The 26,531-nt window shown below is 61.2% G+C and carries 27 protein-coding genes; 17 read left to right on the forward strand and 10 right to left on the reverse strand.

Going from position 1 to position 26,531, the window contains the following annotated elements:
* Positions 1 to 243: 243 nt before the first annotated feature.
* Together fabG and fabD are read right to left on the reverse strand one after the other, a co-directional pair.
* On the reverse strand, positions 244 to 981 hold the full coding sequence (gene fabG / locus FHT77_RS00555) for a 3-oxoacyl-[acyl-carrier-protein] reductase (protein WP_183751558.1): 738 nt from the start codon (positions 979 to 981) through the stop codon (positions 244 to 246).
* A 29-nt stretch (positions 982 to 1,010) separates the two neighbouring features.
* Complete coding sequence (gene fabD / locus FHT77_RS00560; protein ID WP_183751560.1) at positions 1,011 to 1,955, reverse strand: ACP S-malonyltransferase; 945 nt, start codon at positions 1,953 to 1,955, stop codon at positions 1,011 to 1,013.
* A 206-nt stretch (positions 1,956 to 2,161) separates the two neighbouring features.
* On the opposite strand from fabD, the gene FHT77_RS00565 reads away from it, so the two are divergent.
* The 6 genes from FHT77_RS00565 to rplI all read left to right on the forward strand — a co-directional run bounded on the left by FHT77_RS00565 (position 2,162) and on the right by rplI (position 7,857).
* Positions 2,162 to 3,205 carry an aldo/keto reductase gene (locus tag FHT77_RS00565; RefSeq protein ID WP_183751564.1) on the forward strand — a complete coding sequence of 348 codons (1,044 nt, stop codon included), beginning with the start codon at positions 2,162 to 2,164 and terminating at the stop codon, positions 3,203 to 3,205.
* A 168-nt stretch (positions 3,206 to 3,373) separates the two neighbouring features.
* Positions 3,374 to 5,149, forward strand: a complete 1,776-nt coding sequence (locus FHT77_RS00570; RefSeq protein ID WP_183751566.1) for an adenylate/guanylate cyclase domain-containing protein — start codon at positions 3,374 to 3,376, stop codon at positions 5,147 to 5,149.
* Between the two features lie 251 nt (positions 5,150 to 5,400).
* Positions 5,401 to 5,859, forward strand: a complete 459-nt coding sequence (gene rpsF, locus FHT77_RS00575) for a 30S ribosomal protein S6 (RefSeq protein WP_183751568.1) — start codon at positions 5,401 to 5,403, stop codon at positions 5,857 to 5,859.
* A gap of 12 nt (positions 5,860 to 5,871) precedes the next feature.
* Positions 5,872 to 6,120: a 30S ribosomal protein S18 gene (rpsR, locus tag FHT77_RS00580; protein WP_007531286.1), complete on the forward strand. Its 249-nt coding sequence runs from the start codon at positions 5,872 to 5,874 to the stop codon at positions 6,118 to 6,120.
* A gap of 156 nt (positions 6,121 to 6,276) precedes the next feature.
* Positions 6,277 to 7,260 carry a DUF2232 domain-containing protein gene (locus FHT77_RS00585; protein ID WP_183751570.1) on the forward strand — a complete coding sequence of 328 codons (984 nt, stop codon included), beginning with the start codon at positions 6,277 to 6,279 and terminating at the stop codon, positions 7,258 to 7,260.
* Positions 7,261 to 7,281: 21 nt separating this feature from the next.
* Positions 7,282 to 7,857, forward strand: a complete 576-nt coding sequence (gene rplI / locus FHT77_RS00590; protein ID WP_016553431.1) for a 50S ribosomal protein L9 — start codon at positions 7,282 to 7,284, stop codon at positions 7,855 to 7,857.
* A gap of 57 nt (positions 7,858 to 7,914) precedes the next feature.
* Here rplI and FHT77_RS00595 read toward each other — a convergent pair whose 3' ends face one another.
* Genes FHT77_RS00595 through FHT77_RS00605 form a run of 3 tightly spaced genes read right to left on the reverse strand, consistent with a single transcriptional unit; the run spans position 7,915 to position 11,122 of the window.
* Positions 7,915 to 8,979: an HlyD family secretion protein gene (locus FHT77_RS00595; protein ID WP_183751572.1), complete on the reverse strand. Its 1,065-nt coding sequence runs from the start codon at positions 8,977 to 8,979 to the stop codon at positions 7,915 to 7,917.
* Positions 8,980 to 8,994: 15 nt separating this feature from the next.
* The gene (locus FHT77_RS00600; RefSeq protein WP_183751574.1) at positions 8,995 to 10,668 is read right to left on the reverse strand and encodes an MFS transporter; all 1,674 of its coding nucleotides are present in this window, start codon (positions 10,666 to 10,668) and stop codon (positions 8,995 to 8,997) included.
* A gap of 10 nt (positions 10,669 to 10,678) precedes the next feature.
* A complete protein-coding gene (locus FHT77_RS00605) occupies positions 10,679 to 11,122 on the reverse strand; it encodes a MarR family winged helix-turn-helix transcriptional regulator (RefSeq protein ID WP_016553428.1) in 444 nt (147 codons plus the stop codon).
* 341 nt (positions 11,123 to 11,463) lie between these two features.
* Between FHT77_RS00605 and FHT77_RS00610 the strand changes: the two genes are divergently transcribed.
* On the forward strand, positions 11,464 to 12,957 hold the full coding sequence (locus FHT77_RS00610) for a replicative DNA helicase (RefSeq protein ID WP_183751576.1): 1,494 nt from the start codon (positions 11,464 to 11,466) through the stop codon (positions 12,955 to 12,957).
* Between the two features lie 32 nt (positions 12,958 to 12,989).
* Here the strand turns inward: FHT77_RS00610 and FHT77_RS00615 are convergent, their stop codons facing one another.
* The 3 genes from FHT77_RS00615 to FHT77_RS00625 form a co-directional block, all read right to left on the reverse strand.
* Positions 12,990 to 13,292, reverse strand: coding sequence for an AzlD family protein (locus FHT77_RS00615; RefSeq protein WP_183751578.1), 303 nt, complete (start codon positions 13,290 to 13,292; stop codon positions 12,990 to 12,992).
* Positions 13,289 to 13,993, reverse strand: a complete 705-nt coding sequence (locus FHT77_RS00620; RefSeq protein ID WP_183751580.1) for an AzlC family ABC transporter permease — start codon at positions 13,991 to 13,993, stop codon at positions 13,289 to 13,291. Before FHT77_RS00620 ends, FHT77_RS00615 begins: the two co-directional genes overlap by 4 nt.
* Positions 13,994 to 14,064: 71 nt before the next feature.
* Positions 14,065 to 14,886, reverse strand: coding sequence for an AraC family transcriptional regulator (locus FHT77_RS00625; protein ID WP_183753821.1), 822 nt, complete (start codon positions 14,884 to 14,886; stop codon positions 14,065 to 14,067).
* A 179-nt stretch (positions 14,887 to 15,065) separates the two neighbouring features.
* On the opposite strand from FHT77_RS00625, the gene alr reads away from it, so the two are divergent.
* Entirely contained in the window at positions 15,066 to 16,232 is a 1,167-nt protein-coding gene (gene alr / locus FHT77_RS00630; protein WP_183751582.1) for an alanine racemase, read from the forward strand.
* Between the two features lie 5 nt (positions 16,233 to 16,237).
* On the opposite strand, the gene FHT77_RS00635 is transcribed toward alr, so the two are convergent.
* Complete coding sequence (locus FHT77_RS00635; RefSeq protein ID WP_183751584.1) at positions 16,238 to 16,873, reverse strand: LysE family translocator; 636 nt, start codon at positions 16,871 to 16,873, stop codon at positions 16,238 to 16,240.
* A gap of 151 nt (positions 16,874 to 17,024) precedes the next feature.
* Between FHT77_RS00635 and radA the strand changes: the two genes are divergently transcribed.
* The 4 genes from radA to FHT77_RS00655 all read left to right on the forward strand — a co-directional run bounded on the left by radA (position 17,025) and on the right by FHT77_RS00655 (position 21,627).
* Positions 17,025 to 18,428: a DNA repair protein RadA gene (gene radA, locus FHT77_RS00640; RefSeq protein WP_183751586.1), complete on the forward strand. Its 1,404-nt coding sequence runs from the start codon at positions 17,025 to 17,027 to the stop codon at positions 18,426 to 18,428.
* Positions 18,429 to 18,521: 93 nt separating this feature from the next.
* Positions 18,522 to 19,145, forward strand: coding sequence for a CvpA family protein (locus FHT77_RS00645; RefSeq protein WP_183751588.1), 624 nt, complete (start codon positions 18,522 to 18,524; stop codon positions 19,143 to 19,145).
* Positions 19,146 to 19,316: 171 nt separating this feature from the next.
* A complete protein-coding gene (gene purF, locus FHT77_RS00650; protein WP_016553419.1) occupies positions 19,317 to 20,807 on the forward strand; it encodes an amidophosphoribosyltransferase in 1,491 nt (496 codons plus the stop codon).
* Between the two features lie 79 nt (positions 20,808 to 20,886).
* On the forward strand, positions 20,887 to 21,627 hold the full coding sequence (locus FHT77_RS00655) for an SDR family NAD(P)-dependent oxidoreductase (protein WP_183751590.1): 741 nt from the start codon (positions 20,887 to 20,889) through the stop codon (positions 21,625 to 21,627).
* 6 nt (positions 21,628 to 21,633) lie between these two features.
* Here FHT77_RS00655 and FHT77_RS00660 read toward each other — a convergent pair whose 3' ends face one another.
* A complete protein-coding gene (locus tag FHT77_RS00660) occupies positions 21,634 to 22,380 on the reverse strand; it encodes a GH25 family lysozyme (RefSeq protein WP_183751592.1) in 747 nt (248 codons plus the stop codon).
* Between the two features lie 351 nt (positions 22,381 to 22,731).
* On the opposite strand from FHT77_RS00660, the gene cysS reads away from it, so the two are divergent.
* Genes cysS through pip form a run of 5 tightly spaced genes read left to right on the forward strand, consistent with a single transcriptional unit; the run spans position 22,732 to position 26,510 of the window.
* Complete coding sequence (cysS, locus tag FHT77_RS00665; protein WP_183751594.1) at positions 22,732 to 24,123, forward strand: cysteine--tRNA ligase; 1,392 nt, start codon at positions 22,732 to 22,734, stop codon at positions 24,121 to 24,123.
* Positions 24,120 to 24,596 carry a GFA family protein gene (locus tag FHT77_RS00670; protein ID WP_183751596.1) on the forward strand — a complete coding sequence of 159 codons (477 nt, stop codon included), beginning with the start codon at positions 24,120 to 24,122 and terminating at the stop codon, positions 24,594 to 24,596. Before cysS ends, FHT77_RS00670 begins: the two co-directional genes overlap by 4 nt.
* Positions 24,593 to 25,081 carry a GFA family protein gene (locus FHT77_RS00675; RefSeq protein ID WP_183751598.1) on the forward strand — a complete coding sequence of 163 codons (489 nt, stop codon included), beginning with the start codon at positions 24,593 to 24,595 and terminating at the stop codon, positions 25,079 to 25,081. Before FHT77_RS00670 ends, FHT77_RS00675 begins: the two co-directional genes overlap by 4 nt.
* Positions 25,078 to 25,554 carry a GFA family protein gene (locus FHT77_RS00680; protein WP_183751600.1) on the forward strand — a complete coding sequence of 159 codons (477 nt, stop codon included), beginning with the start codon at positions 25,078 to 25,080 and terminating at the stop codon, positions 25,552 to 25,554. The genes FHT77_RS00675 and FHT77_RS00680 overlap by 4 nt, the downstream gene beginning before the upstream one ends.
* Entirely contained in the window at positions 25,551 to 26,510 is a 960-nt protein-coding gene (pip, locus tag FHT77_RS00685) for a prolyl aminopeptidase (protein ID WP_183751602.1), read from the forward strand. Before FHT77_RS00680 ends, pip begins: the two co-directional genes overlap by 4 nt.
* Positions 26,511 to 26,531: the final 21 nt, after the last annotated feature.

Genomic DNA, 26,531 nt, shown 5'->3' on the forward strand with positions numbered 1-26,531 from the left:
CTACCCTGTTTCAGCCTGCGGCGCCCCTTGAAGCCACCCTCGGCAAACTCTTTGAACCCGGCTACCAGAAATGTCCCAGGCTTGCACAAAAGCCCGCCGGTCCGTCTGCTTTCTCGGGAGACTGTTCACAGTCATGGCCCGCTTAACACGGTTTAAGTCTGCCGCAAAGCCAGAAAATCAACCCCACCGGGTTGGTCAACACGCTATTGCGGCGAAAACCGCCTCGAAAGGCAGTTTACCGTTTCAGATCATGGCCATGCCGCCGTTTACGTGCAGCGTCTGGCCTGTCATATAAGAGGCTTCCGACGAAGCGAGATAGGCGACCGCGGAGGCGACTTCAGCGCCCGTGCCCATGCGCTTCATCGGGATCGCTCCCATGATCGCTTCCTTCTGCTTGTCATTGAGCTTGCCGGTCATGGCGGATTCGATGAAGCCCGGCGCCACGCAGTTGACCGTGACGTTGCGGGTTGCAATCTCCTGAGCCAGCGACTTGGTGAAGCCGATCATGCCCGCCTTGGACGCGCAGTAGTTCGCCTGGCCGGGATTGCCGGTAACGCCGACGACCGACGTGATGTTGATGATGCGGCCATAACGGCGGCGCATCATCGGGTGGGTCAGCTCGCGCGTGAGACGGAACATTGCGGTGAGGTTCACCTCAATGACGTTATCCCAGTCTTCGTCGCTCATGCGGACGAACAGGCCGTCCTTGGTGATGCCGGCATTGTTGACGAGGATGTCGACGCCTTCGAGATCGGCTTCAGCCTTGACGCCGAGCGCCTTGACCTCATCGCGGTCAGCAAGGTTCGCCGGGAAGATCTTGACGCGATCGCCGAGATCGTTGGCCAGCGCCTCGAGCTTCTCGACGCGGGTGCCGTGCAGGCCGACAATCGCGCCCTGCTTGTGGAGGATGCGGGCGATTTCTTCACCGATACCGCCGGATGCGCCGGTGACCAGAGCCTTGCGGCCGGAAAGATCGAGCATGGAAGTGTTCCTTGTATTCGTTAAATCAATCAGGCCATCAGGGCGGCAACCGCCGCGTCGATATCGGCGGGCGTGTTGACCGCGATGCCGTTCACCGTCTTGTCGATGCGGCGCGCAAGGCCGGTCAAAACCTTGCCGGACCCGAGCTCATAAAGTGTTGTTGCGCCATTGGCCGCAAACCATTCGACCGTCTCGCGCCAGCGGACCTGGCCCGTCACCTGCTCCACCAACAGCTTGGCAATCTCGTCGGCGTCGGTCACCGGCGCTGCGCGCACGTTTGCGATAAGAGGCACGACCGGGCTGGACTTCTTCACGCCGGCCAGAGCTTCGCGCATCGCTTCGGCGGCAGGCGCCATCAGCGAGGAATGGAAGGGAGCGGAGACCGGGAGCAGGATCGCGCGCTTGGCGCCCTTCTCAGTCGCGATCGCGGCACCTTTTTCGACAGCCGCCTTCTCACCCGAAATGACGATCTGGCCGCCGCCATTATCGTTGGCGATCTGGCAGGAGCCGACGGCAGAGGCTTCCTCGCAGACAGCGACGACGTCAGCATGCTCAAGGCCGATGATGGCAGCCATGGCGCCAACGCCAACCGGAACGGCGGCCTGCATGGCATTGCCGCGGATGCGAAGCAGGCGTGCGGTGTCGGCAAGCGAGAAAGTGCCTGCGGCGCAAAGCGCGGAGTATTCGCCGAGCGAATGGCCGGCGACATAGGAGACCTTCGCCTTCAGGTCGACGCCCTTGGCTTCGAGGACACGGACAACCGCCATCGAGACCGCCATCAGGGCCGGCTGCGCATTCGCCGTCAGCGTCAGCGTGTCTTCCGGTCCGTTGAACATCGTCTCCGACAACTTTTCGCCCAGCGCTTCGTCGACTTCTTGGAAGACGGCGCGTGCCTCGGCGAAGCTTTCGGCGAGTTCTTTGCCCATGCCGACAGCCTGGCTGCCCTGACCCGGAAATGTGAAAGCGATGGTCATCCTACGTCCTTTGTTAATGGACCTCTGGTTATTTCGCCTCCAATTGACATTCTTTCCTGCAGAGTCAAGTGCCGGAGGCCCGCGTTCCAAGGCTTTTGCGGGCGCGAGAAAGCCTCGCGATCCCTCTTGCGCTTGCGCAATTCCGGTCTAGATTTGCGCCGCCCTTCCAGACCATTTCTTTTCCAGATCACTTTCAAGGCTTTCAGATGAAATACAGGAAACTTGGCCGCACCGATATTTCCGTGTCCGAAATCTGCCTCGGCACCATGACATGGGGCACCCAAAACACGGAGATCGAGGCACACGAGCAGATGGACTATTCCGTCGAGAAGGGCGTCAACTTCTTCGATACGGCCGAGCTCTATCCGACAACGCCGGTTTCCGCGGAGACCCAGGGCCTGACTGAAGACTATATCGGCACTTGGTTCCAGAAGACGGGCAAGCGCAAGGACATCGTGCTCGCCACGAAGGTCGCCGGACCCGGCCGTTCCTATATCCGCAACGGCGACGGTGCCGACGCGAAAAACATTCGCCTTGCGATCGAGGCAAGCCTGAAGCGCCTGAGGACCGACTATATCGACCTCTACCAGATTCACTGGCCGAGCCGCGGGCATTTCCATTTCCGTCAGGCTTGGCACTACGACCCCTTCAAGCAGGACCACGCCAAGGCCATCGCCAATATCACCGAGATATTGGAAACAATGGGCGCCCTTGTGAAAGAGGGCAAGGTTCGCGCCTTCGGCCTCTCCAACGAAACGACGTGGGGCACCCAGAAGTACCTGACGCTTGCCGAGCAGCGCGGTCTGCCGCGCGTTGCCACAATCCAGAACGAATACAATCTGTTGTATCGTCATTACGATCTGGATCTGGCGGAGCTGTCGCATCACGAGGATGTCGGTCTGCTCGCCTACTCCCCGCTCGCCGGCGGCATCCTCAGCGGCAAGTATATCGACGGCGCGAAGCCGGAAGGCTCGCGCGGTTCGATCAACGGCGATCTTGGCGGACGTCTGCAGCCTCTGCAGGAAGCACCAACGAAGGCCTATCTCGACATCGCCACACGTCACGGGCTCGATCCGGCTGCGATGGCGCTCGCCTTCTGCCTGCACCGCCGCTTCATGGCATCGGTGATCATCGGCGCGACGACGATGAACCAGCTCGAGACTGACCTGAGCTCTGTCAATCTCAAACTGTCGCACGACGTCTTGGCTGAAATCGAGACGATTCATCGCCAGTACCCGATGCCGATCTAGGCTGCGGTTCAAACAGCCACGATCTGGCCAAGGAAGGCCAGATCGCCTCCCGCAAACATCACAACGACAAGTTTCGACAACTTTGCCGATACGGCAATTTCCGCTTCTCCGACTTGTGCAATTCGGCTAGTTTTGTAGGGCTCTGTGCCGAGCGCGGGGGCTTATTCCGTGGAACGGAAGCTCGCAGTCATACTTGCCGGCGATGTCGCCGGCTACAGTCGCCTTGTTGCAACCAACGAGGAGGATGCGCTTGCGACACTCGGCATCTACAACGCCACGATTGGCGACCTCGTGCAGGAGCACGGCGGACGGATTTTCGGCAGCGCCGGAGACAGCGTGGTGGCGGAATTCCACAGCGCGGTGCAGGGCGTACGCGCGGCCGTCGCCATCCAACGCGCCCTTAATCGCCGCAATGCAGACTTGCCGCCTGACCGGCGCATGGAGTTTCGCCTTGGGCTCAATCTCGGCGATGTCGTCGTCTCGGGAGACAATCTGCTCGGCGACGGCGTGAATGTCGCGGCGCGTCTCCAGGAGGTGGCGCTGCCTTCCGGCATCTGTATTTCCGGCGCGCTGCGGCAGCAGATCGAGGGAAAACTCGACTTCCCACTCATTCCGATGGGAGACCGCACTCTCAAGAACATCCCGCGCCCGGTGCCCGTCCACCGGGTACATTGGAGTCGCGAAGACCCTGTGGAAGCGGGCGCGCTCGGCGGGCCGCTCAGGCTGCCTGACAAGCCCTCGATCGCCGTATTGCCCTTCGTCAACATGTCCGACGATCCCGAGCAGGAGTTTTTCGCGGATGGCCTCACCGAGGACATCATCACGGCGCTCTCGCTTTACCGCTGGTTTTTCGTCATCGCCCAGAATTCGTCCTTCGCCTACAAGGGGCGCGCGGTCGACGTGAAGCAGATTGGCCGCGATCTCGGCGTCCGCTATCTCGTCGAGGGTAGCGTACGCCGGTCGGGGACGCGGGTTCGCGTCACCGGGCAGCTGATCGAAGCGGAGACCGGCGTCCACCTCTGGGCACAACGCTACGACCGCGAAATCGCGGATATTTTCGCCATTCAGGACGAGCTGACGCAGAATGTCGTCGGCGCCATCGAGCCGGAAATCCTGATCGGCGAGAGCCGCCGGGCATTGCTCAGAACGACGGACAATCTCGACGCCTACGAGAGCCATATGCGCGGCACTTGGCTGCACAATGCCCAGGATACCGCCGAGCATTTCATCGAATCCATAGCCTGGCATCGGCGAGCCATCGAGCTCGATCCCGAATTCGCGCGTGGCCACATGATGCTCGCTCGATCCCTCTACGCACGCTGCTTCCACGGTTTCAGCGAGGATGTCGACAAGGACAGCACGGAACTTCGGACAGAAGCGGAGCGCGCGGTCGCACTCGATCCGCGCGACCCCTATTCACACTACGCAATGTGTCTTGGCCATTTCGTCGCCCACAATGCGCCTGCCGCAGTAGAAGAGGCGCAGCAGGCGATCGACCTCAACCCCAATTTCGCCCTGGCGCATATGGGTCTTGGATGGGCCAGAATCTTCACGGGCAATTTCGCGGAAGCTTACGATCCTCTCCACATGGCCTTGCGGCTCAGCCCGCATGATCCCCTTGCCTATCTCATCCTCGATCGCCTTGCCCTGTCGCACTATCACCTCGGCAACTACGAGGAAGCGATTCACTATTCCGAACGTGGGTTGTCGCTCAGGCGCGCCTATTTCAACCGCGTCGTGCTTCTCGCAAGCTTGGGGCAGCTCAACCGCCAAGAGGAAGCCCGACGGCTGATACCCGAGATCCTGGCGAATGTTCCTGCCGATCTCGAGCATTACTGGAAGATCCTGACGCCCTACGTCGACCCCAGTCACTACGACCATTTCGTCGACGGGCTGCGCAAAGCGGGACTGCCTTCGCTGAACTCGCAGCGAGAACATTGCTGACGCTCTTGCGTTTCCGCCAAAAATCCGTATAAGCCGCCCTGTTCGCAAACCCGGTCTTCTGGCTGGTGGCTGAACGGAGGGCCGGTTTCCCACGGGAAATCGTTCGGAACGGAAGCGTTCCAGCCTCCCGTGTCTCCGCTCTCGACCGTCTCGGAACGCTTTTCTTGCCTGGGTTCGCCCAATCAGGAGCAGTCGTTGAGGCTTAGCCGCCGAATATCGGGTTGAATAAACGCAAGAAAGGCAAAGCTGTCATGGCTCTTTATGAACATGTATTCCTTGCCCGACAGGATATTTCCGCTCAGCAGGTCGATGCCCTCGTAGAACAGTACAAGGGTGTCCTCGAAGCTAACGGCGGCAAGGTCGGGCGCGTAGAAAACTGGGGCCTCAAGTCCCTCACCTACCGCATCAAGAAGAACCGCAAGGCTCACTACGTTCTCGTCGACATCGACGCCCCGGCTGCTGCCGTGCAGGAAATGGAACGTCAGATGCGCATCAGCGAAGACGTCCTGCGCTACATGACGATCGCTGTTGAAAAGCACGAAGACGGCCCGTCTGCCATGATGCAGAAGCGCGACCGCGACGACCGCGGCCCGCGTGAAGGCGGCGACCGTGGCCCGCGCCGCGAGTTCGGCGACCGTCCGCCGCGCCGTGACGGCGACTTCCAGCGTGGCCCGCGTCCCGATCGCGCTCCGCGCGAAGACCGTGCATAAGGAGAACTGAGAATGTCTGAATCTTCCTCCGCACCGGTTCGTCGCCCGTTCCACCGTCGTCGCAAGACTTGCCCGTTCTCCGGCGCAAACGCTCCGCGCATCGACTACAAGGACGTTCGTCTCCTGCAGCGCTACATTTCCGAGCGCGGCAAGATCGTTCCTTCCCGTATCACGGCTGTTTCGCAGAAGAAGCAGCGCGAACTCGCCCAGGCGATCAAGCGCGCCCGTTTCCTCGGCCTGCTGCCGTACGTCGTCGCTTAATCAGCTGACGAGACCAAATCGAGGGAAGGCAGCAATGCCTTCCCTTCTCCCTTTCGCGATGGGCGCGGATCGGAACTCTTAAAACCCATGTTGAGGCTTTTCTGAACCAGATTCAGGAAACGCGCTCTAACTGCTTGATGAAGCAGGACAGCGACCGTGAAGCAACTGAACACAAAAACGCTAGGCATCGGCGCACTCGCCGGATTGACCGCCGCACTTCTAGTGCTCGGCGCAAGCCTCCAGCCGTCTTTCAGTGCGGTTGTCTATGCGGCCTCTGCCCTTCCCATTCTTCTCGTCGGCCTCGGCTGGGGCAACATGGCGGCGATCTCCGCCGTCGTCACCGCCGCTGTCGTCGGTGCGATCGCCATCTCGCCGTCCTTCGCGCTGATGATGACGCTGGTCACGCTGCTGCCGGCTGGCTGGCTCAGCCACCTTGCAAATCTCGCCCGTCCCGCGTCTGAACTTGGCGGCCCCGAGCATCTGATGGCCTGGTATCCGCTTTCGGATATCCTGCTGCATCTCTGCGGCCTGGTCACGATCGCCGTCATCGTCGTCGGCGTGATGATCGGTTACGGTCCTGAACTCATCGACCGGCTGGTCGACGTGCTGTTCGGCTCGCTTGCACAGCAGCAGCCCGAGTTTTCGCCCGATCCGGCCGTGACCGCGCAAACCAAGGCGCTGGTACTGCTCATGCTGCCCGCTATTCAGGGCGGCATGTGGGTGGTCATGCTGTTTGCCGCCTATTACATCGCAATCCGGATCGTCAGCGCATCCGGCCGCGGCCTGCGCCCGCGCGAGGATATCCCCTCGGCGCTGCGCATGAACCGCAATTCGATCTTCGTCTTTCTCGCCGGTCTTGCCGCCACCTTCTTCGGCGGCATGGCGGCGATGATCGGAGCAACTGTCGTCGGCACCTTCGGCGCCGGCTTCCTCCTTTCCGGATTCGCCGCGCTGCACTTCCGCACGCGCGGCAAGGATTGGCGCCTGCCGGCGCTGATCCTCTGCTACCTGGCATCGCTGATCGTGATGGTGCCAGCCTTTTTCATCCTCGTGTTGGGCTTGAGCGATACCCGCAAGGCGATCGCGCTGACCCCGAACAAGGATGCTGATGCCCCCAAACAGACAGATACAAAAATCTAGAGACACGAAAGGAACACGAACATGGAAGTCATTCTTCTTGAACGCATCTCCAAGCTCGGCCAGATGGGCGAAACCGTAAAGGTTCGCGACGGCTTCGCTCGTAACTACCTGCTGCCGCTCGGCAAGGCTCTCCGCGCCAACGAAGCCAACAAGAAGCGTTTCGAATCCGAGCGCGCAACGCTCGAAGCTCGCAACCTCGAGCGCAAGTCGGAAGCACAGAAGGTCGCTGACGTTCTCGACGGCAAGTCCTTCATCGTCGTTCGCTCGGCTGGCGAAACCGGCCAGATGTACGGCTCTGTCGCTGCTCGCGACGTCGTTGAGATCCTCGCTGCCGAAGGCTTCAACATCGGTCGCAACCAGGTTCACCTGAACACGCCGATCAAGTCGATCGGCCTGCACAAGGTTGAACTGCAGCTCCACGCTGAAGTCGAAATCCACATCGAGCTCAACGTCGCCCGTTCGGCTGACGAAGCTGAGCGTCAGGCCAAGGGTGAAACCCTTAACTCGGTTGACGCGATCTACGGCGTTGACGAAGACGCTCTTCGTCCGGAAGACTTCTTTGATCCGGAAGCCGACCTCGAAGGCGACGAAGCCTAATTTCCGAGATACCATTCCGGAAATGGACGAAAGCCCGGCTCACGCCGGGCTTTCTGCTTATTTGGCTGAGGTGTTCTGTTGCGGAGCAGCACTCTTGTCGACATCGACGACGACCGAAAGCCCAGGCCCCAAGTCCTTGATCGCCGGCTGATCGGGATCGAAGCCAATGCGAACGCCGACGCGCTGCGCAATCTTAACGAAATTGCCTGTCGCATTGTCGGCCTTGATGACCGCGAATTCGGATCCGGCCGCCGGCGAGAAGCGCTCGATGTATCCCTTCAGCCGCTGCTTGCCGAGTGCATCCACCGTGATGGTAACGGGTTGCCCGACCTGCATCCCGTAGACCTGTGTCTCCTTGAAATTCGCGACGACCCAGACATCCTCCGGCACCACGGCCATGAGCTGCGTTCCCGCCGTCACGTACTGCCCGACGCGCACGCCAACTTCGCCGAGATGGCCCTCGCGCGGCGCAACGATCTTGGTGTTCTGCAGATCGATTTCCGCAAGACGCACAACCGCTTCGGCGCTCGCCACATTGGCCTCAAGCAGCGAGCGATTGACGATGATCGTCGCAAGGTTCTGCTTGGAAACCTCAAGAGCGGCCTCGGCCTGGTTCACCGCGGCCTTGGCCTGGTCCAGCGTCGCCTGTGCTGCCTCCGTCTCGCTCTGCGATGCGATGCCACGGTTGCTGAGATTGTTTATGCGATCCCAGGCCTGCTGCGCGCGGGTCAGCGACGCGTTTGCGCTGTCGATCTGGGCCTGACTGGAGGCGATGCTTGCTTTTGCCGCAAGCTCAGACTGGCGAGAATTCTCCAGCGACGCTTTCTGCCCGTCGAGCGCGGCGCGCGCCTGGGCAAGTTTCTGGACGTAGATGCGGTCATCGATCCGCGCCAGCGTGTCTCCCTGTTTGACCTGCTGATAATCCTTCACCGGCACTTCGACGACATAACCGCTCACCTGTGGGCTCATGATCGTGACGTAGCCGCGCACATAGGCGTTATCCGTCGTCTCGATAGACGTCACGAAAGGTGGCAAACGCCAGGCGTAGAGAACGAGGAGAACGCCGGCGATGCCGGCAAGCACTGCGATGATGGTCGAAGGGGACCGGAGGGATTTCAGCATGATGGGATCCTGAGATCACGATTGAGCGGGAATTGCGTCGGCGCGCGCTGCCCAGGGCAGCCGCCGCCACGCCTGATGGAGAAGAATGAGGATCAGACCAACGAGCGACGCGTAGCCGATGACGAGGAAAGCGTCATTGTAAGCGAGAATGTATGCCTCGCGGCTAACCTGCTGGGCGAGCAGCGCCAGGCCTTCGGCATTGAGCAGCATCTTGTCGCCAAGCACCTTGCCGTAGGCGGCGCTGAGCTGTGAGACGCGCTGGGCCACAATCGGGTCCTGCAGCAGGATGTGCTCGACGAGCACGTTCGAATGGAACTTCTCCCGGATGGTCACAAAGGTTCCGAGCATCGCCGACGCGAACAGGGAGCCAATACTCTGCGTGAACACGAAGATTACGAGGAAGTTGACGATAAAGGGCATGCCGCGGGACATCGCGGCCTTGAACCCACTCGCCATCACAGGTGGTAGGAACATCGCCGCGCCGGCCGCGACCATCGCCTGGCTCAGATACATCTCCGGTGGTCTTGTCAGGCTCGTCGACCGGCTGTCCAGAAAGGCGCCGGCGGCGATAAGAAGGAGAGCCAGTACATGGGCGGTCTCGACGTAACGTGTGGTCATCAGAAAGGCACAGAAGAGCCCGCCAACCAAAGAGGCGAGAAGGATAATCGCGTAAAGCGTCACCGTCTGATCGTTCAGAAGCCCGAGCTGCTGATAGAAACTGGCCGCGGAGGAGGATTGCTCGGAGGAAACGAAACGGAAGAGAAGCAGCACCCCCGCCATCCGCATGTTGGCGCCTGAGAACAGCCAGCGGAAATCGATCAGCGGACTGGCGCGCGGCAGCTCCATGGCGAGCACGAGCGCGATGGAGCCCACCGAGATCGCCAGCAGAACGCCGATCCACGGTGCCTCGAACCACCAATAGAAGCGGCCGAGCGTCAGTACGACGGCGAGGCAACCGAAGCCGACCGCGAGCAGGAGATAGCTCAATATGTCGTGCGGCTGGATGACGTTACCCCGAGGCGGCGCCGTGAGCGGCAGCAGGTAGATGATCGGAAAGACGATAAGCGCCATCCCCATCTCGAACGTATAGAGCGCCTGGTAACCGCCGAACTGAAGCAGCGAAGGCGAGACGATGCGCGCGACGGGGGATGCAAACAGCGTGCACATCAGCGCCAGGCTAATCCCGAGCGACAGCTTCTTCTCCTGCGGAAAGGGTTCGAGCATGTAGAGAAAGCCGAGCGTCGAAAGCGGTGCGGCAGCCATCCCGCTTAAGGTGCGCACGACGATCGCGGAATGCAGGTCGGTAATGAGAAGATTGAGGACCGCCGCAACGACAAAGCAGATGATACCGAGCTCCGCGAAACGGCGAAGGCCGTATTGCGTGCGGATCTTGAAGAGCGCGATCGACATGCTGGCGTAAGGCGCCATATAGGCTGCCGAAAGCCAGGAGACCTCGGTTGTAGTTGCAGAAAACGATCCTTGCAGCTGGTAGATGTTGACGTTGAGCAAATTCATGCCGAGGCCCTGCGTCAGAAAGAGCAGGACCGACGCCACCATATAAAGCGGAGCCTTCCAGGCGGGCATCGCCACCGCTCCAGCAGCCGGAGGCGACGGTGGCGGCTTTTGCGCTCCCGTCTCTTCGGCGGACCTGGGCGCCATATTGTCATTGGCGCTTTGGGCGAGGCTCATCGGCAGGACCTCAAATTCCGCGGACACCCTGCAGGTTGGCTTGCATGGCCCGTATCACTTCCAAGGTAGTTTTCAGATCGTCTTCGGGAATACCGGCGATGACCTGCGCACGCACTCTCACGGCGATGTCATCGATTTCGCCTGCCACGACCCTGCCAGTCTCGGTGATATAGATTTCCTTGGCACGACGATCGGAGCCGGCTACGCGGCGTTGGACGAACCCTTGGCCTTCCATGGCGTCGAGTATCCTGACGAGCGTCGGCGTCTCGAGCTCCAACCGTTCGGCGAGTTCACGCTGGTTGATGCCGTCCTTCTTGTTGAGCGTGAAGAAGACGCGGGCGCGCGGCAACGTCATATTGCGTTCCCGCACTATCTTGTCGAAGACAGCCCTGAGCTTGCGGTTGAATGCTGCAAGATCTTCGATTAGCTCACGCCCGAGAACGGGATTCCCCATATTTTCAGCCCTATTTTGTTAGTGCACTAATTATATCTTTACTAACTATCGTATTTCCCGATCTTTTTCAAGAGCCGACTGCCTATGCTTGGGTGCAAGTCTCCTCCGACAGGCTTACACTATCATGTAAGGCATCATGGAAGTGAGTCGTTTCTGGCCGTGCTCTGCAGGTGACACTTTCGGTATTTTTGCACCGACTGCAAGTGTGACTGTGGAGAAGTCGAACAACGGGCAAACTATCCCCGTATCGATGGCGGCAGGGAAAACCTTCTTGCATCCGCGCTTGATTTTCTCGGTTGCGCACGCCAAACCCGAAGCTGAAGAAGACAGAACGGATCAAGATGAACGACGTCGCTCGAAAGATTGCCGCCGTTGCTCCAGCGGAGCAGCACTACCGGGAAGCGCCCAACAATATCGAAGCCGAACAGGCGCTCCTCGGCGCGATCCTGATGAACAACGATGCCTATTACCGGGTGTCGGACTTCCTGAAGCCGATCCACCTCTACGAGCCGCTGCACCGCAAGATCTTCGAGGTCGCGGGCGACATCATCCGCATGGGCAAGATCGCCAATCCGGTGACCATCAAGACCTTCCTCAAGGCTGAGGAAAAGGTCGGCGACATGACGGTCTCCGAGTATCTCGCCCGCCTTGCCCGCGAAGCCGTGACGATTATCAACGCCGAGGACTACGGCCGCGCTATCTATGATCTGGCGCTACGCCGTGCGCTGATCACAATCGGCGAAGACGTCGTCAATATCGCTTACGACGCGCCGCTCGACATGCCGCCGCAGACGCAGATCGAAGACACCGAGCGTCGCCTGTTCGAACTCGCCGAAAACGGCCGCTATGATGGCGGTTTCCAGTCGTTCAACGACGCCGTGGCGCTGGCGATCGACATGGCGGCCGTTGCCAAGGAACGTGACGGCGGCCTTTCGGGCATCTCGACCGGCATCCACTCGCTTGACGGCAAGATGGGCGGCCTGCAGCGCTCCGACTTGATCGTGCTTGCCGGACGTCCGGGCATGGGCAAGACCTCGCTTGCCACGAACATCGCCTACAACATTGCCGCCGCTTATGAAGGCGAAGTTCAGGCCGACGGCAGCATGAAGGCGAAGCAGGGCGGCGTCGTCGGCTTCTACTCGCTCGAAATGTCTTCGGAACAGCTCGCCACGCGTATCATCTCGGAGCAGACAGAGGTCTCCTCCTCGAAGATCCGCCGCGGTGACATCAACGACGCCGACTTCGAAAAGCTCGTCGCCTGCTCGATGATGATGCAGAAGGTACCGCTCTACATCGACCAGACCGGTGGTATCTCGATCGCCCAGCTTTCTGCCCGCGCCCGCCGCCTGAAGCGCCAGCGCGGTCTCGATTGCCTGGTCGTGGACTACATCCAGCTGATGACCGGCGCCGGCAAGGGCGACAACCGCGTCCAGGAAATCACCCAGATCACCACCGGCCTGAAGGCGCTCGGCAAAGAACTGAACGTTCCGATCATTGCGCTCTCCCAGCTCTCGCGTCAGGTGGAAAGCCGAGACGACAAGCGTCCGCAGCTCTCCGACCTTCGTGAATCGGGCTCGATCGAGCAGGACGCCGACGTCGTGCTCTTCGTGTTCCGCGAGGAATACTACGTCAAGAACCTCGAGCCTCGTGATCCCAACGATCCGAAGTATGCGGAATGGGAAGCCCTCTTCGACAAGGTGAAGGGCACGGCCGACGTCATTATCGCCAAGCAGCGCCACGGACCGACCGGCACGGTGAAGCTCGCGTTCCAGTCGGAATTCACGCGCTTTGCGGATCTCGCCGACCCATCCTTCATCCAGTACGAAGAGCACTGACGAGGTCTTTCCCGTCAGGGCTCCATTGCGGACTATAGGCCGGCTGCTCGCAAGATCGCAACAGTTGCCACCCCGACGGCAACGCTTGCGAGCATCGGCAGGCGACGCGCTGCGAGCGCCGTGACAAAGCAGGCTGCCGTTTCGGCCCAACCTGTCGCAAAGGCGGTTGGCGCGATCACCGCCATCAGTACCGCAGGCGGTATCGCCTCGATGGCCGTTCGGGTTTGCTCGGTCATTTCGACATGGCGAATGAGAAGCAGACCACTCATACGGGTCAGTATTGTTGCGGCCGCCATGGTGAGGATCGCAGCAAGGGTGTATATATCCAGAGTCATGCCGTCACTGCCTTTGTCTTGCCAGTCAAAAGCGCAGCCGCAAGCCCGGCAAGGGCTCCGGCAGCAATGTACCAGACACCGGGGATGAACTGGTGCACCAGGACGGCGGCCAGAGCACTGGCAGCCAGCACCGAACCGGTTTCGCGGCCTTTCCAAAACCCCATTGCCAGCACAACAAAGACGGCGGGAAAAGCGAAGTCGAGCCCGATGGCGGCTGGATCGCCGAGGAACGCGCCAAGAGAGGCGCCGATCAACGTGGACCCGACCCAGGCAAAATAGAAAGGCATAGCGATGCCGGCGAACCACGAAGGCGTCAGTCGCGCCACGCCCGCACGGAATTCCGCGATCGCCCATATCTCGTCGGCCAGGAACAGCATGGCGGCATATTTCCGCAGGCCGGAGAAACCTTGCATCTTCGTGCCAAGGGACGCGCTCATCAGGACGTGGCGAATGTTGACGAGCAGCGCGGCAAAGCCGACCCCGGCCCAGCTTGCCGGATGCGTCCAGATATCCATGGCGATGAACTGTGAGCCGCCAGCGAAGACGAGCGCGCTCATCAAGGTCGCCTCCAGGGCGGACAGGCCTTTCGTTGCCGAAACCGCACCGAAGACGAGACCGATCGGAATGACGGCGACGACGAGCGGCAGGATTGCCCGCGAGCCGGCAAGGAAATCGCCGATGGGTCGCCTTTGAGTGAGCATTGGAACCTCCACAACTGCTAGAATTCGGAGGTGTTAAGCCGCCCAGCCGCGACTGTATTGAACGAAAGTGATCAGCGGGCGCGATATTGTCCCGGCGTAACGCCGGTTCGCGCCTTGAAGTGACGGGTGAAGTGCGCCTGATCAGCAAAGCCGCACTGGATTGCCACATCGGCCGGCGCCTTGCCGTCCCGCAACAGTTTGCGCGCTTCACGCACCCGCTTGTCAGTCAGAAAGGCATGCGGCGTGATGTGATATTCCCGGCGGAAGGCCCGGATGAGGTGCGCGCGGCTCAAGCCTGCGACCTCGGCCAGTTCGTCAAGGCCGATGTCGCTGTCGAAATTGTCGGTCAGGTAGTCACGGGCGCGACCGACTGCGGAGCGCTCCTTGGTGTCAACTGGTGTCACGATCGTGCTGCCATAGCGCTGGAAGATCGCAGCCAGCACGCGGAACATCCCCTCCTCTGATTCCAGCGCTCCGGCGCCGCTCTCCAGCACACGATGGGCGACATGGAAGGCGGCGGCCATCTCGGGATCGTTGAGGAGTTCCTTCGGAAAGGAGGGTGCGGCGTTGAAGGCCTTGCCGGTGACGTCTTCGAGGATATCGACGAACAGCTTCGTGTCGGGATAGATCATCCGGTAACGATATCCCTCACCGCCCGGCACGCCGTCATGCACGACGCCGGGATCGATGAGATAGAGATCGCCGGCGCCTGTCTCCTCCCGAACGCCCTTCATCGTCGCGATCTGCGTGCCGCTCTCGATCGCGCCGATACTGAAGGTGTCGTGGGCGTGAGGCGCATATTCATGCGTCAGGAAGCTTGCGCTCAGACACTCCATATTGCGAAATCGCCGATCACGCCAGAAGCGAGTCCGCTCGGCGCCTGCAAGCGGCATCGCGTCGGCCGCCTCTTTCTGCGATACATTTTCCATCGAACCAATCTATCGCCGGCGCTACCCTGCGTCTTGAACAAAAGTGATCGCCGCGCCGATATCTCCTTGGCCTGCTTTCACTTTGCCTTATTGATCCTTAGACTGCCGTGCGACAAGTACTCTCCCCTCTTTTGTGAAGCACGATGACTGATTTTGTTGATAGTTTCGAAGATCAAGATCCATTCGATTCGGCCGGCTTGCGCCTGACCGTGGATCTGACGGCACTCACCGAAAACTGGAAGGACATGGCGCGACGCTCCGGCAAGGCCCGTGCTGCCGCCGTCGTGAAGGCAGATGCCTACGGCACCGGGATCGAAGACGCCGGCGAAGCGCTCTTCATGGCCGGCGCACGCGATTTCTTCGTCGCTACCGTCGACGAAGGCGTGACGCTTCGGCCTTATGCGCCTGACGCCCGCATTTTTGTCCTCTCGGGTGTCTGGCCCGGCACCGAGCGGCGCCTGTTCGAAAACGACCTCGTGCCGGTGATTTCATCGGAAGAGCAGCTCGCCTTCTGGATGGCGGTTCTTGCCGATTACGGCGATTACCCCTGTGCGCTCAATGTCGATACGGGCTTCAACAGGCTGGGCCTTTCCATGCACGAGGCCATGGCGCTCGCCGATGACGTCTCACGCCCGGCAAGTTTTGCGCCGGTGCTTGTCATGAGCCATCTCGCCTGCAGCGACGACCATTCCTCTGACATGAACAGGCAACAGCTTGAATCATTCCGGCAGGTTAGCGCCGCCTATGAAGGCATCGATTCAAGCCTTGCGGCATCGGGCGGCATCTTTCTTGGCAGCGACTATCACTTCGATCTCACCCGCCCCGGCATCGCGCTCTACGGCGGCGAAGCCGTCAATGGCATGGCAAACCCGATGCGTCCGGTGGTGACCGCCGAGGCACGTGTCATTCAGGTGCGCTCGGCCAAGGCAGGCGAGTCCGTCGGCTACGGCCGCGCCTTGCAACTGACCCGCAACAGCAAGCTCGCCGTCGTGTCGGCCGGTTATGCCGATGGCTACCTGCGTAGCCAATCGAGCGGGGGCGTGCCGCTGCGTCAAACGGTGCCGCAGGGAGGTCACGGCTTCGTGGCCGGACGGAAGGTGCCCGTTGCCGGCCGCATCACCATGGACCTGACGATTTTCGACGTCAGCGATCTTCCGGAAAATGCAGTGCGCGCAGGCGATTACGTCGAACTGTTCGGAAAGAACGTGCTTGTCGACGATGTCGCTCGGTCAGCGGGGACGATCGGCTACGAGATCCTGACCAGCATTGGCCTTCGCCACGAGCGGCGGTATCTCTTCGAAGACGAGTGAGTCTCTCAGCGGGTGGTCAGGGCCAGCCGCACGCCGAGCGCCACCAGCAGCGCACCAAGGCCGCGATCGAGCCACAGGCCGATGCTTCTCTTGCGCTTGACGAGATCGGCAAGGCGCCCTCCGGCGAGGATGAGCGGCGGCTCGATGAAGGCTGCGACGACAATGATCAGGACACCGTGGACCGCCAACTGCAGCCAGGTCGGCCCGGCGCCCTCGACCACGAATTGCGGCAGGAAGGCTAGGAAGAAGATCGCGACCTTCGGGTTCAGCAGCGAAACGAGGATGCCCTGCCTGTAAACGCGGCTCCAGGGCAGGACGTCCTTTGCAGCATTGACCAGGCCGCCATCGCCCTTCGAGCGCAGAGCCTGAATGCCGAGCCAGACGAGGTAGATCGCGCCGACCCACTTCACGGCGGAGAAGGCGACCGCCGAAGCGGCGAGGATCGCCGAGAGACCAAATGCGGCCATTGCTACATGCAGGCTGGCGCCGGTCCAGATACCGAACAGGGCGGCAAAGCCGGTCCTCGTCCCGCTTTTGACAGTGTGGCCGAGAATGAAAGCCATGTCCGGACCGGGCGACAGGTTCAGTAGAACCGCCGCGGTCAAGAACGCGATCCAGTGCGCGAGCGAATAGTCCAGCATCGTCGGGATCTCCAATACAGTGGAGAACAAGTGCCACCGTGGCCCCTTATAGGGAAATCATTAGTTTTGATCGGTGCCGCGAATGATTATTTGAGCAATCAAAGTGATTCGATGCGGCGCGCTGGCGACCATCCAACGGAAAGCATGATCGATGGCGAAGGCCAGGACACACTTCATCTGCCAGAGCTGCGGCGCGGTCCATAACCGCTGGGCCGGCAAGTGCGACAATTGCGGCGAGTGGAACACCATCGTCGAAGAAGACCCGATGGGCGGCATTGGCGGCGGGCCGACCAAGACGCCAAAAAAGGGGCGACCGGTCACCCTGACGACGCTGTCAGGAGAAATCGAGGAAGCGCCGCGCATCCACACCGGCATTTCCGAACTGGACCGGGCGCTTGGCGGCGGTTTCGTGCGCGGCTCGGCGGTGCTGATCGGCGGCGATCCCGGCATCGGCAAATCGACGCTGCTGATGCAAGGGGCGGCGGCATTGTCGCGCCGCGGCCATCGGATCATCTACGTCTCGGGCGAGGAAGCGGTCGCGCAGGTGCGGTTGCGGGCGCAGCGTCTGCAGGCTGCCGATACAGACGTGCTGCTCGCCGCGGAAACCAACGTCGAGGACATTCTGGCGACGGTGGCCGAAGGCAAGCGGCCGGATCTCGTCATCATCGACTCCATCCAGACGCTCTGGAGCGAACTGGCTGAATCCGCGCCCGGAACCGTGACGCAGGTCCGCACCGGTGTCCAGTCGATGATCCGTTTCGCCAAGCAGACAGGGGCTGCGATGGTCCTTGTCGGCCATGTCACGAAGGACGGGCAGATCGCAGGTCCGCGTGTCGTCGAGCATATGGTCGATGCCGTGCTCTACTTCGAAGGCGATCGCGGCCATCACTACCGCATCCTGCGGACGGTCAAGAACCGTTTCGGCCCCACCGACGAGATCGGCGTCTTCGAGATGTCGGACAAAGGGCTGCGCGAGGTCGCCAATCCATCCGAGCTATTCCTTGGCGAGCGCAACGAGAAATCGCCGGGAGCTGCCGTCTTTGCTGGAATGGAAGGCACACGCCCGATCCTGGTGGAAGTGCAGGCGCTCGTCGCGCCGACATCGCTCGGCACGCCCCGCCGTGCCGTCGTCGGCTGGGATTCGGCGCGCCTGTCGATGATCCTCGCCGTACTTGAGGCCCATTGCGGCGTTCGGCTCGGGCAGCATGACGTTTATCTCAATATCGCAGGCGGTTACCGCATCTCCGAGCCGGCCGCCGATCTTGCCGTCGCCTCGGCCCTGGTTTCGTCGTTGGCCGGTATTGCCCTACCGGCCAATTGTGTCTATTTCGGCGAAGTCAGCCTGTCGGGCGCCGTCCGGCCGGTTTCACAGACGTCCCAGCGCCTCAAAGAAGCCGAGAAGCTGGGCTTTTCTGCCGCGCTGCTTCCCTCGGCGTCAGCCGACCTGCCAAAGGGTTCCGGCGGTCGCTGGAACGAGATCGACAGCCTTCCAGACCTGGTTGCACGTATTGCCGGGTCAAAAGGCGCACTGCGACGTGTGGAAGAAGAGGTTTGATCCTTTCATCGCCAGCATCGGTGATGTTATAGGAAGCACGCAATGAGGCGCGACCAAGCCGTAGATAAACGGCGGTCCTGGAGTTGAATTTATATGCCCATTACGATTTTCGACGGTATTGTCATCGGCGTCGTTCTTTTCTCCGCCGTACTTGCAATGGTCCGCGGCTTCTCCCGCGAAGTTCTTTCGATCGCAAGCTGGGGCGGCTCGGCAGCCGCCGCATACTATTTCTATCCGTATCTGGTTCCCTACGCGAAGAAGTACACCGATGACGACCGCATTGCGATCGTCGGTTCAGCCGCGGTGGTGTTCCTGATCGCACTGATCGTGATCTCCTTCATCACCATGAAGATCGCGGACTTCATCATCGACAGCCGGATCGGCGCTCTGGACCGCACTTTGGGCTTTCTCTTCGGCGCGGCTAGGGGCATACTTCTTCTCGTCGTCGCCGTCGCCTTCTGGAACTGGCTCGTGGCGGATCACGGCCCGGCCTGGGTTAACAACGCCAAGTCGAAGCCGTTCCTGGACTCGATGGTCGTCAAGTTGCAGTCCGTGCTACCAGCGGAATTCGCGCAGATGGTGCGGGCGAACGTTATGGACAAAATTCAGCCGCAGGGCGGCAATACTGAGAGCGGCGACACGCCCGCATCGGACCAGGCGCCAGCCGAAGACGCAACGCCCGCCCCTGCGAATGGTGCACAGCAGCCGTCTAATTGACGCAGTGTTCAACAGCTTGACCCGCCGCCTGGCAATTGCCATCTGAGCGGAACGTGAATAAAGGTCCGGCCGGGCATCCGCTCTGTCGGGCCTCAGCCGTTTAAAACGCATGATCACGGCGTCATGCTATGGAAAGCCGATCCATTCTTGTGAGAGCAAAGGCCCGCATCGATGAACCAGTCTCATTCCTTGACGCTCAATGACGAATTCGATGGAGACACGCTCCACGAAGAATGCGGCGTCTTCGGCATTCTTGGCCATGACGATGCGTCGACCCTGACGGCGCTCGGCCTGCATGCCCTTCAACATCGCGGGCAGGAAGCAGCCGGTATCGTCTCCTTCGACGGACTGCGTTTCCACTCCGAACGGCATATGGGCCTGGTCGGCGATCACTACACAAATCCGACGACCCTCGCCCGCCTGCCCGGCAATATCTCGATCGGCCACAATCGCTATTCCACGACCGGCGAAGTCGCGCTCCGCAACGTGCAGCCGCTCTTCGCGGAACTTGAAGTCGGCGGCATCGCCATCGCCCATAATGGCAATTTCACCAACGGCCTGACACTTCGTCGCCAATTGATCGCCGGTGGCGCCATCTGTCAGTCCACCTCCGATACGGAAGTCGTTCTCCACCTCATCGCCCGCTCGCGCTACACCTCCACAGCCGACCGCTTCATCGACGCGATCCGCCAGATGGAAGGCGGCTATTCGATGCTCGCCATGACGCGCACCAAGCTGATCGCGGCCCGCGACCCCACCGGCATCCGGCCCCTCGTCATGGGTGAACTCGACGGCAAGCCGATCTTTGCTTCGGAAACCTGTGCACTCGACATCATCGGCGCGAAGTTCATCCGCGACGTCGAGAATGGCGAAGTCATCATCTGCGAGATCCAGCCTGACGGTTCGATCTCGATCGATGCGCGCAAGGCCGGCAACGGCCAGCCGGAGCGCCTCTGCCTCTTCGAATATGTCTATTTCGCCCGCCCGGACTCGGTCGTCGGCGGCCGCAGCGTCTACGTTGCCCGCAAGAACATGGGCATCAACCTTGCCAAGGAGGCGCCTGTCGACGCCGACGTCGTTGTTCCTGTTCCGGATGGCGGCACACCGGCAGCTCTTGGCTATGCGCAGGAAAGCGGCATTCCGTTCGAGTACGGCATCATCCGCAACCACTATGTCGGCCGCACCTTCATCGAGCCGACGCAGCAGATCCGTGCATTCGGCGTCAAGCTCAAGCACTCCGCCAACCGGGCAATGATCGAAGGCAAGCGCGTCGTGCTCGTCGACGATTCGGTCGTGCGCGGCACCACCTCGCTGAAGATCGTGCAGATGATCCGCGATGCCGGCGCCAAGGAAGTGCACCTGCGCGTCGCAAGCCCGATGATCTATTATCCTGACTTCTACGGCATCGACACGCCGGATCGCGAGAAGCTGCTGGCCAACCAGTACGACAGCCTCGAAGCCATGTGCAAATACATCGGCGCGGACTCCCTGGAGTTCCTGTCGATCAACGGCCTTTATCGCGCCGTCGGCGGCGAGGATCGCAACGATGCCCGTCCGCAGTTCACCGACCACTACTTCACCGGCGACTACCCGACCCGCCTCCTAGACAAGGACGGCGAGACGATGGGCCGCAAGGTTTCCTTGCTGGCGACCAACGGCTGATTGCCATTGGCTTTGACATTTGACCAAGGGGCGCTTATTGCGCCCCTTGCTTTTTCAGCTACGGGGGAACCGGGGGACCATGACACTCAACCTTGAAGGCAAGATCGCGCTCGTCACCGGCGCGTCCCGCGGCATCGGCTATTTCACCGCGCTGGAACTGGCAAAGGCCGGGGCGCATGTGATTGCCTGCGCCCGCACGGTTGGCGGCCTTGAGGATCTCGATGATGCCATCAAGGCGGTCGGGGGCTCGGCAACCCTCGTTCCTTTCGACCTTGCCGACATGAACGCCATCGATGGGCTGGGCGCCTCGATCTTCGAGCGCTGGGGCAAGCTCGACATTCTCGTCGCCAATGCCGGCGTACTCGGCGTGATCTCGCCGATCGGCCATGTCGAAGCAAAGACCTTCGAGAAGGTGATGAATATCAACGTGACCGCAACGTGGCGGCTGATCCGCTCAGTCGATCCGCTGCTGTCGCGCTCGGATGCCGGCCGTGCCGTCATTCTCTCGTCCGGTGCTGCGCACAAGTGTCGCCCGTTCTGGGGGCCCTACTCCGCTTCTAAGGCTGCCGTCGAGGCGCTTGCTCGCACCTGGGCCGGCGAAACGCAGCGCACGCCGCTCCGCATCACCAGCGTCGATCCGGGCGCGACCCGCACTGCCATGCGGGCCCAGGCCGTTCCGGGTGAAGATCCCGAAACGCTGCCGCATCCCTCCGAAGTCGCCAAGGCGATCCTGCCTCTGGTCGGCCCTGATGTGACCGAGACCGGTAAGCTCTTCATCGTGCGCGAGCACAAGCTGGTCGACTACCGCCTGCCGGAGTAGCCTGCGTCAGTCGGCTGTCACAATCGGGAACAGGTGCGCGAAGCCCGTTTCCGACGGGCACAACGCGTTGAGGTCAACGGGGCCTTGAATGCCCTCGAGCCTGCCGTTGTCGGCGAACTGCCAGATTGACCAATCACCGCAATCGTTCTGGTGGGGCTCCTGCGCGATACTGCGCAGCCAGAGATAGTGATCGGGGAAGCGCGTCTCGTTTCCCTTGATGTACTGCTCGAAGAACTGCTGGTTCAGATAGAAGATCGGCTTGCCTGGATAGGCGCCATTCAGTTCGTCGAAGAAGGCATTGATTTCCAGGCTCAGTTCGTCGAGCGTCGGCACCTTGCCGCAATTGCCGGTGAATTCGAGATCAATCGCGATCGGCAGCGCATCCGCTTCGACCGGCACCGTTTCGATCAGATTGCGCGCCTGCTCGCGGCCGGGGCGGCAGAAGGTGAAGAAGTGATATGCACCGCGCACAATGCCGGCGTCCTTTGCTGCCTTCCAGTTCTCGGCAAAGCGCTTGTCACGATGGTCGCCACCCTCGGTCGCCTTCATGATCACGAAACGGACGTTCGCCTGGCGCGCCAGGACTTCCCAGTCTATGGCACCCTGATGATGGCTGATGTCGATACCCTGTATCGGATAGTCCGCAAGCGTCGGAGAAGTGAACGGTGCCATGCCGCGATCGTATGCCAGATACAATGCGACCGCGACAGCCAGAATCACCAGCCCGAGGATTGTTCGATAGAGGGTTTTCACGTCTGGGGTCTTCCGCACGTCCTGGCGCGTTGTAGCAGAATTTTGTCGGGCTCGTGCGATTGGCACCGGCCCGGCCCTTCGCTTCCGCTTCGGGCGTTCGGCGCTGCAATCGATTCACTGGATCGATTGCTCGGACTGGCGCCAGACCGCTCCTCACCCCCTTGACCAAACCCCGTTGGCGCGCCATAAAACCCGCCATGAAAACGGTTATCTGCATTATCTGCCGGAAGATTATTCGCTAGCGCGCTCGCTGGCCTGGCCGTTTTCGTCTCCTGAAAAGTCCAAGATGAGAAACGCCCCGGCCCGCCGGTGGTAGAGTTTTTTCGGATCATTGCATTTGGGAGAGTAGACATGGCCGGCGCGCCAGACACTAAGAAGCCGGAACTGAAGCTTTACAACACGCTGACGCGCGAAAAGACGGCCTTTGCGCCGATCGATCCGCAGAACGTCCGCATGTATGTCTGCGGTCCGACTGTCTACGACTTCGCCCACATCGGCAACGCACGCCCGGTCATCGTCTTCGACGTGCTCTTCCGGTTGCTGAACCATGTATACGGCGGCGAGCACGTCACCTATGCGCGCAACATCACCGACGTCGACGACAAGATCAACGCACGTGCTTTGCGCGACTATCCCGCGCTGCCGCTCAATGATGCGATCCGCGCGGTGACGCAGAAGACCGAGAAGCAGTTCCTCGACGACGCCAAGGCGCTCGGCTGCCTTGAGCCCTCGGTCCAGCCGCGCGCGACCGACAATATTGCCAAGATGATCGAGATCATCGAAAGGCTGATCGCCAATGGCCACGCCTACCAGGCATCGGGCGAAGTGCTGTTCGACACGAAATCGATGGTCGATTACGGCCAGTTGTCGAAGCGCAATCTCGACGAACAGCAAGCCGGTGCCCGCATCGCCGTCGACGCGCACAAGAAGAACCCCGGCGATTTCGTGTTGTGGAAGCTCTCAAGCGACAACGAGCCCGGCTGGGAAAGCCCCTGGGGCCGCGGCCGTCCAGGCTGGCACATCGAGTGCTCGGCCATGAGCGAACGCTATCTCGGCGAAGTCTTCGACATTCATGGCGGCGGTTTGGACCTGATCTTTCCGCACCACGAGAACGAGATCGCCCAGTCGCGTTGCGCGCATGGCACCAAGGTCATGGCGAATGTCTGGATGCACAACGGCTTCCTGCAGGTCGAAGGCCGCAAGATGTCGAAGTCCGAAGGCAATTTCGTCACCATCTACGAGCTGCTGCACACCGAGAAGTTCGGCGGCCGCCAATGGCCGGGCGATGTGCTGCGTCTTGCGATGCTCATGACCCATTATCGCGAGCCGATCGATTTCTCGGTCAAGCGGCTCGAGGAAGCCGAACGCCTGCTCGCCAAATGGCCGGCGGCGGATGCGGCAGGCGCGCAGCCGGACGCCGCCGTGGTCAATGCCCTGGCCGACGACCTCAACACGGTGGCGGCAATCCAGGCATTGCACGCGCTTGCCCAATCAGGCGATCACGCCACATTCGCAACCAGTGCCGCCCTGCTCGGCGTCCTGCCCGAAATGGCGGAGATCGACGAAGCGGTTGCCATCGAGATCGACCGCCGCGTCAAAGCGCGGCTGGAACTGCTGAAGGCGAAGAACTTCGCAGAGGCCGACAAGATCCGCGACACGCTGCTTGCAGAGGGCATCCAGCTCAAGGACGGCAAGGATGCGGCGACCGGCGAACGCGTGACCAAGTGGGAGGTGAAGAGATGACCACCTACACCGGTGGATGCCAGTGCGGCGCGATCCGCTTCCGCGTTCGCGGGACGCTCAAGGATTCGTCCATCTGTCATTGCCGCATGTGCCAGAAGGCTTTCGGAGCCTATTACGCGCCGCTGGTTTCCGTTCGCGGTGCCGAATTCGAGTGGACGCGTGGCGAGCGCAAGCTTTTTCGCTCCTCCAACCTCGTCCAGCGCGGTTTCTGCGCGGATTGCGGCACGCCTTTGACCTACGAGGCGCCGGATGGAGTGGCGGTGGCGGCGGGTGCCTTCGACGACCCTTCCGCGCTTCCGCCTGTCATCCAGTTCGGCACCGAGCGCAAGATCGATTTCGTCGATCGCCTGCGCGACTTGCCTGCTCGCGAGACCGACGAGGACGCCGAGGCTGCGCCCTTCCTGCACGACATCGTCTCCTACCAGCATCCGGACCACGACACGACCAAGTGGCCCGAGGAGAGTAACTCGTGACAAGGGCTGCGAACCTGAGCGGAGGTTGCCAATGCGGCGCGGTTCGCTACCGGGCCGTTGGCGAACTCGGCTATCCGCACCTTTGCCACTGCCGCATGTGCCAGAAAGCGGCCGGGAACTACTTCATGCCGCTGGCCGCCGTCAAACGACGGGATTTTGCCCTGACGCGCGGCGAGCCAAAGTGGTTTCATTCGTCCGATATCGTTCGCCGCGGCTTTTGCGCCGACTGTGGGACCCCGCTTTTCTATGATGTTCCGGACGCGGACTTCATCAACCTCGTGCTCGGTTCACTGGACGATCCCGACAGCGTCAAGCCGGTGATGCAATCGAACACAGGACGCAGGATGAGTTGGTTTCACGAGCTCGACGCTCTGCCCGTTGAACCGGAACCGGAAACGCCCGATCGCGAGAACGCGATTGCCGCCAGCAATCACCAGCACCCCGACCACGACACAGCCCATTGGCCAACCGGAGCCTCAGCATGAGCGAACCCATTCGAACCGGCGGCTGCCAGTGTGGCGCAGTCAGATTCCGTATCAGCGGCAAGCTTGGCCGCCCTTCGATCTGCCATTGCCGCATGTGCCAGAAGCAGTTCGGCGGCTTCTTTTCCGCGCTAGTGACAACGCCTGAGGAAGGCATGGAGTGGACGCGAGGTGAGCCAAGCTATTTCCAGTCTTCCATCAACATTGAGCGTGGCTTCTGCAAGGACTGCGGCACGCCGATGACCTACCGCCACCCGGGGGGCCTCGAGCTGGCAATCGGTACGTTCGACGATCGAACCGACTTGGCGCCGCAGATCCAGGTCAACTACGACGCACGCATTCCATGGGTGGAGACGATCTTCGACCAACCTGTCCACCAAGACCCGGATTATTACTCGCAGCAGGAGAAGATCATCTCCTTCCAGCACCCCGATCACGATACTGCAATCTGGCCAGCCAAAGGCGTCAAAATATGACTGAAGTGCTCCGTACTCTCTATCCTGAAATCGAACCCTACGCCTCGGGTCACCTCGATGTCGGTGACGGCCACAAGATTTATTGGGAGCGTTCGGGCACACCGGGTGCAAAGCCGGCGGTGTTCTTGCACGGCGGACCGGGCGGCGGTTTCTCGCCGAGCCACCGCCGTCTGTTCGATCCCGCTCTCTACGATGTGCTGCTGTTCGACCAGCGCGGCTGCGGCAAGTCCATGCCATACGCCGATCTCAACGCCAACACCACCTGGCATCTCGTCGCCGACATCGAGCGGCTGCGCGAGATGGCAGGTGTTGAAAAGTGGCAGGTGTTCGGTGGCTCCTGGGGTTCGACGCTGGCGCTTGCATATGCCGAGACCCACCCGGAGCGCGTGTCAGAGCTCGTTGTGCGCGGCATCTACACGCTCACCAAGGCCGAGCTCGACTGGTACTATCAGTTCGGCGTGTCGGAGATGTTCCCCGACAAGTGGGAGCGGTTTATCGCGCCGATCCCGCCGGAGGAGCGCCATGAGATGATGCTGGCCTACAATCGCCGGCTGACCGGCGCTGACCGGGCAGTTGCCCTTGAAGCTGCGCAGGCCTGGAGCATCTGGGAAGGCGAGACGATCACTCTGCTGCCGGAGAAGTCGACCAGCGGCAAGTTCGAGGACGCCGACTTCGCCTATGCCTTTTCCCGAATCGAGAACCATTTCTTCGTCAATGCCGGCTGGATGGACGAAGGCCAGCTGCTGCGCGATGCCTACAAGCTGAAGGACATTCCCGGCGTCATCGTGCATGGCCGCTACGACATGCCCTGCCCGGCCAAATATGCCTGGCTGCTGCACAAGGCCTGGCCAACGGCCGAGTTTCATCTGATCGAGGGCGCCGGCCATGCCTATTCTGAGCCCGGCATCCTCGACAGGCTCATCCGCGCCACGGACAAGTTCGCCGGAAAGCAATAACAGGCCGCAAGGCTGACAGGA

Source organism: Rhizobium sp. BK181 (genome assembly GCF_014193305.1).
Lineage (GTDB): Bacteria > Pseudomonadota > Alphaproteobacteria > Rhizobiales > Rhizobiaceae > Rhizobium.

Coding starts and splice junctions, on each gene's coding strand:
- FHT77_RS00645 (WP_183751588.1), top strand. CDS start 18,522: ATGCCCATTACGATTTTCGACGGTATTGTCATCGGCGTCGTTCTTTTC.
- rplI (WP_016553431.1), top strand. CDS start 7,282: ATGGAAGTCATTCTTCTTGAACGCATCTCCAAGCTCGGCCAGATGGGC.
- FHT77_RS00610 (WP_183751576.1), top strand. CDS start 11,464: ATGAACGACGTCGCTCGAAAGATTGCCGCCGTTGCTCCAGCGGAGCAG.
- fabD (WP_183751560.1), bottom strand. CDS start 1,955: ATGACCATCGCTTTCACATTTCCGGGTCAGGGCAGCCAGGCTGTCGGC.
- purF (WP_016553419.1), top strand. CDS start 19,317: ATGAACCAGTCTCATTCCTTGACGCTCAATGACGAATTCGATGGAGAC.
- alr (WP_183751582.1), top strand. CDS start 15,066: ATGACTGATTTTGTTGATAGTTTCGAAGATCAAGATCCATTCGATTCG.
- FHT77_RS00595 (WP_183751572.1), bottom strand. CDS start 8,979: ATGCTGAAATCCCTCCGGTCCCCTTCGACCATCATCGCAGTGCTTGCC.
- cysS (WP_183751594.1), top strand. CDS start 22,732: ATGGCCGGCGCGCCAGACACTAAGAAGCCGGAACTGAAGCTTTACAAC.
- FHT77_RS00605 (WP_016553428.1), bottom strand. CDS start 11,122: ATGGGGAATCCCGTTCTCGGGCGTGAGCTAATCGAAGATCTTGCAGCA.
- pip (WP_183751602.1), top strand. CDS start 25,551: ATGACTGAAGTGCTCCGTACTCTCTATCCTGAAATCGAACCCTACGCC.
- FHT77_RS00565 (WP_183751564.1), top strand. CDS start 2,162: ATGAAATACAGGAAACTTGGCCGCACCGATATTTCCGTGTCCGAAATC.
- rpsR (WP_007531286.1), top strand. CDS start 5,872: ATGTCTGAATCTTCCTCCGCACCGGTTCGTCGCCCGTTCCACCGTCGT.
- FHT77_RS00635 (WP_183751584.1), bottom strand. CDS start 16,873: ATGCTGGACTATTCGCTCGCGCACTGGATCGCGTTCTTGACCGCGGCG.
- FHT77_RS00620 (WP_183751580.1), bottom strand. CDS start 13,993: ATGCTCACTCAAAGGCGACCCATCGGCGATTTCCTTGCCGGCTCGCGG.
- FHT77_RS00615 (WP_183751578.1), bottom strand. CDS start 13,292: ATGACTCTGGATATATACACCCTTGCTGCGATCCTCACCATGGCGGCC.
- FHT77_RS00670 (WP_183751596.1), top strand. CDS start 24,120: ATGACCACCTACACCGGTGGATGCCAGTGCGGCGCGATCCGCTTCCGC.
- FHT77_RS00655 (WP_183751590.1), top strand. CDS start 20,887: ATGACACTCAACCTTGAAGGCAAGATCGCGCTCGTCACCGGCGCGTCC.
- rpsF (WP_183751568.1), top strand. CDS start 5,401: ATGGCTCTTTATGAACATGTATTCCTTGCCCGACAGGATATTTCCGCT.
- fabG (WP_183751558.1), bottom strand. CDS start 981: ATGCTCGATCTTTCCGGCCGCAAGGCTCTGGTCACCGGCGCATCCGGC.
- FHT77_RS00625 (WP_183753821.1), bottom strand. CDS start 14,886: ATGCCGCTTGCAGGCGCCGAGCGGACTCGCTTCTGGCGTGATCGGCGA.
- radA (WP_183751586.1), top strand. CDS start 17,025: ATGGCGAAGGCCAGGACACACTTCATCTGCCAGAGCTGCGGCGCGGTC.
- FHT77_RS00600 (WP_183751574.1), bottom strand. CDS start 10,668: ATGAGCCTCGCCCAAAGCGCCAATGACAATATGGCGCCCAGGTCCGCC.
- FHT77_RS00680 (WP_183751600.1), top strand. CDS start 25,078: ATGAGCGAACCCATTCGAACCGGCGGCTGCCAGTGTGGCGCAGTCAGA.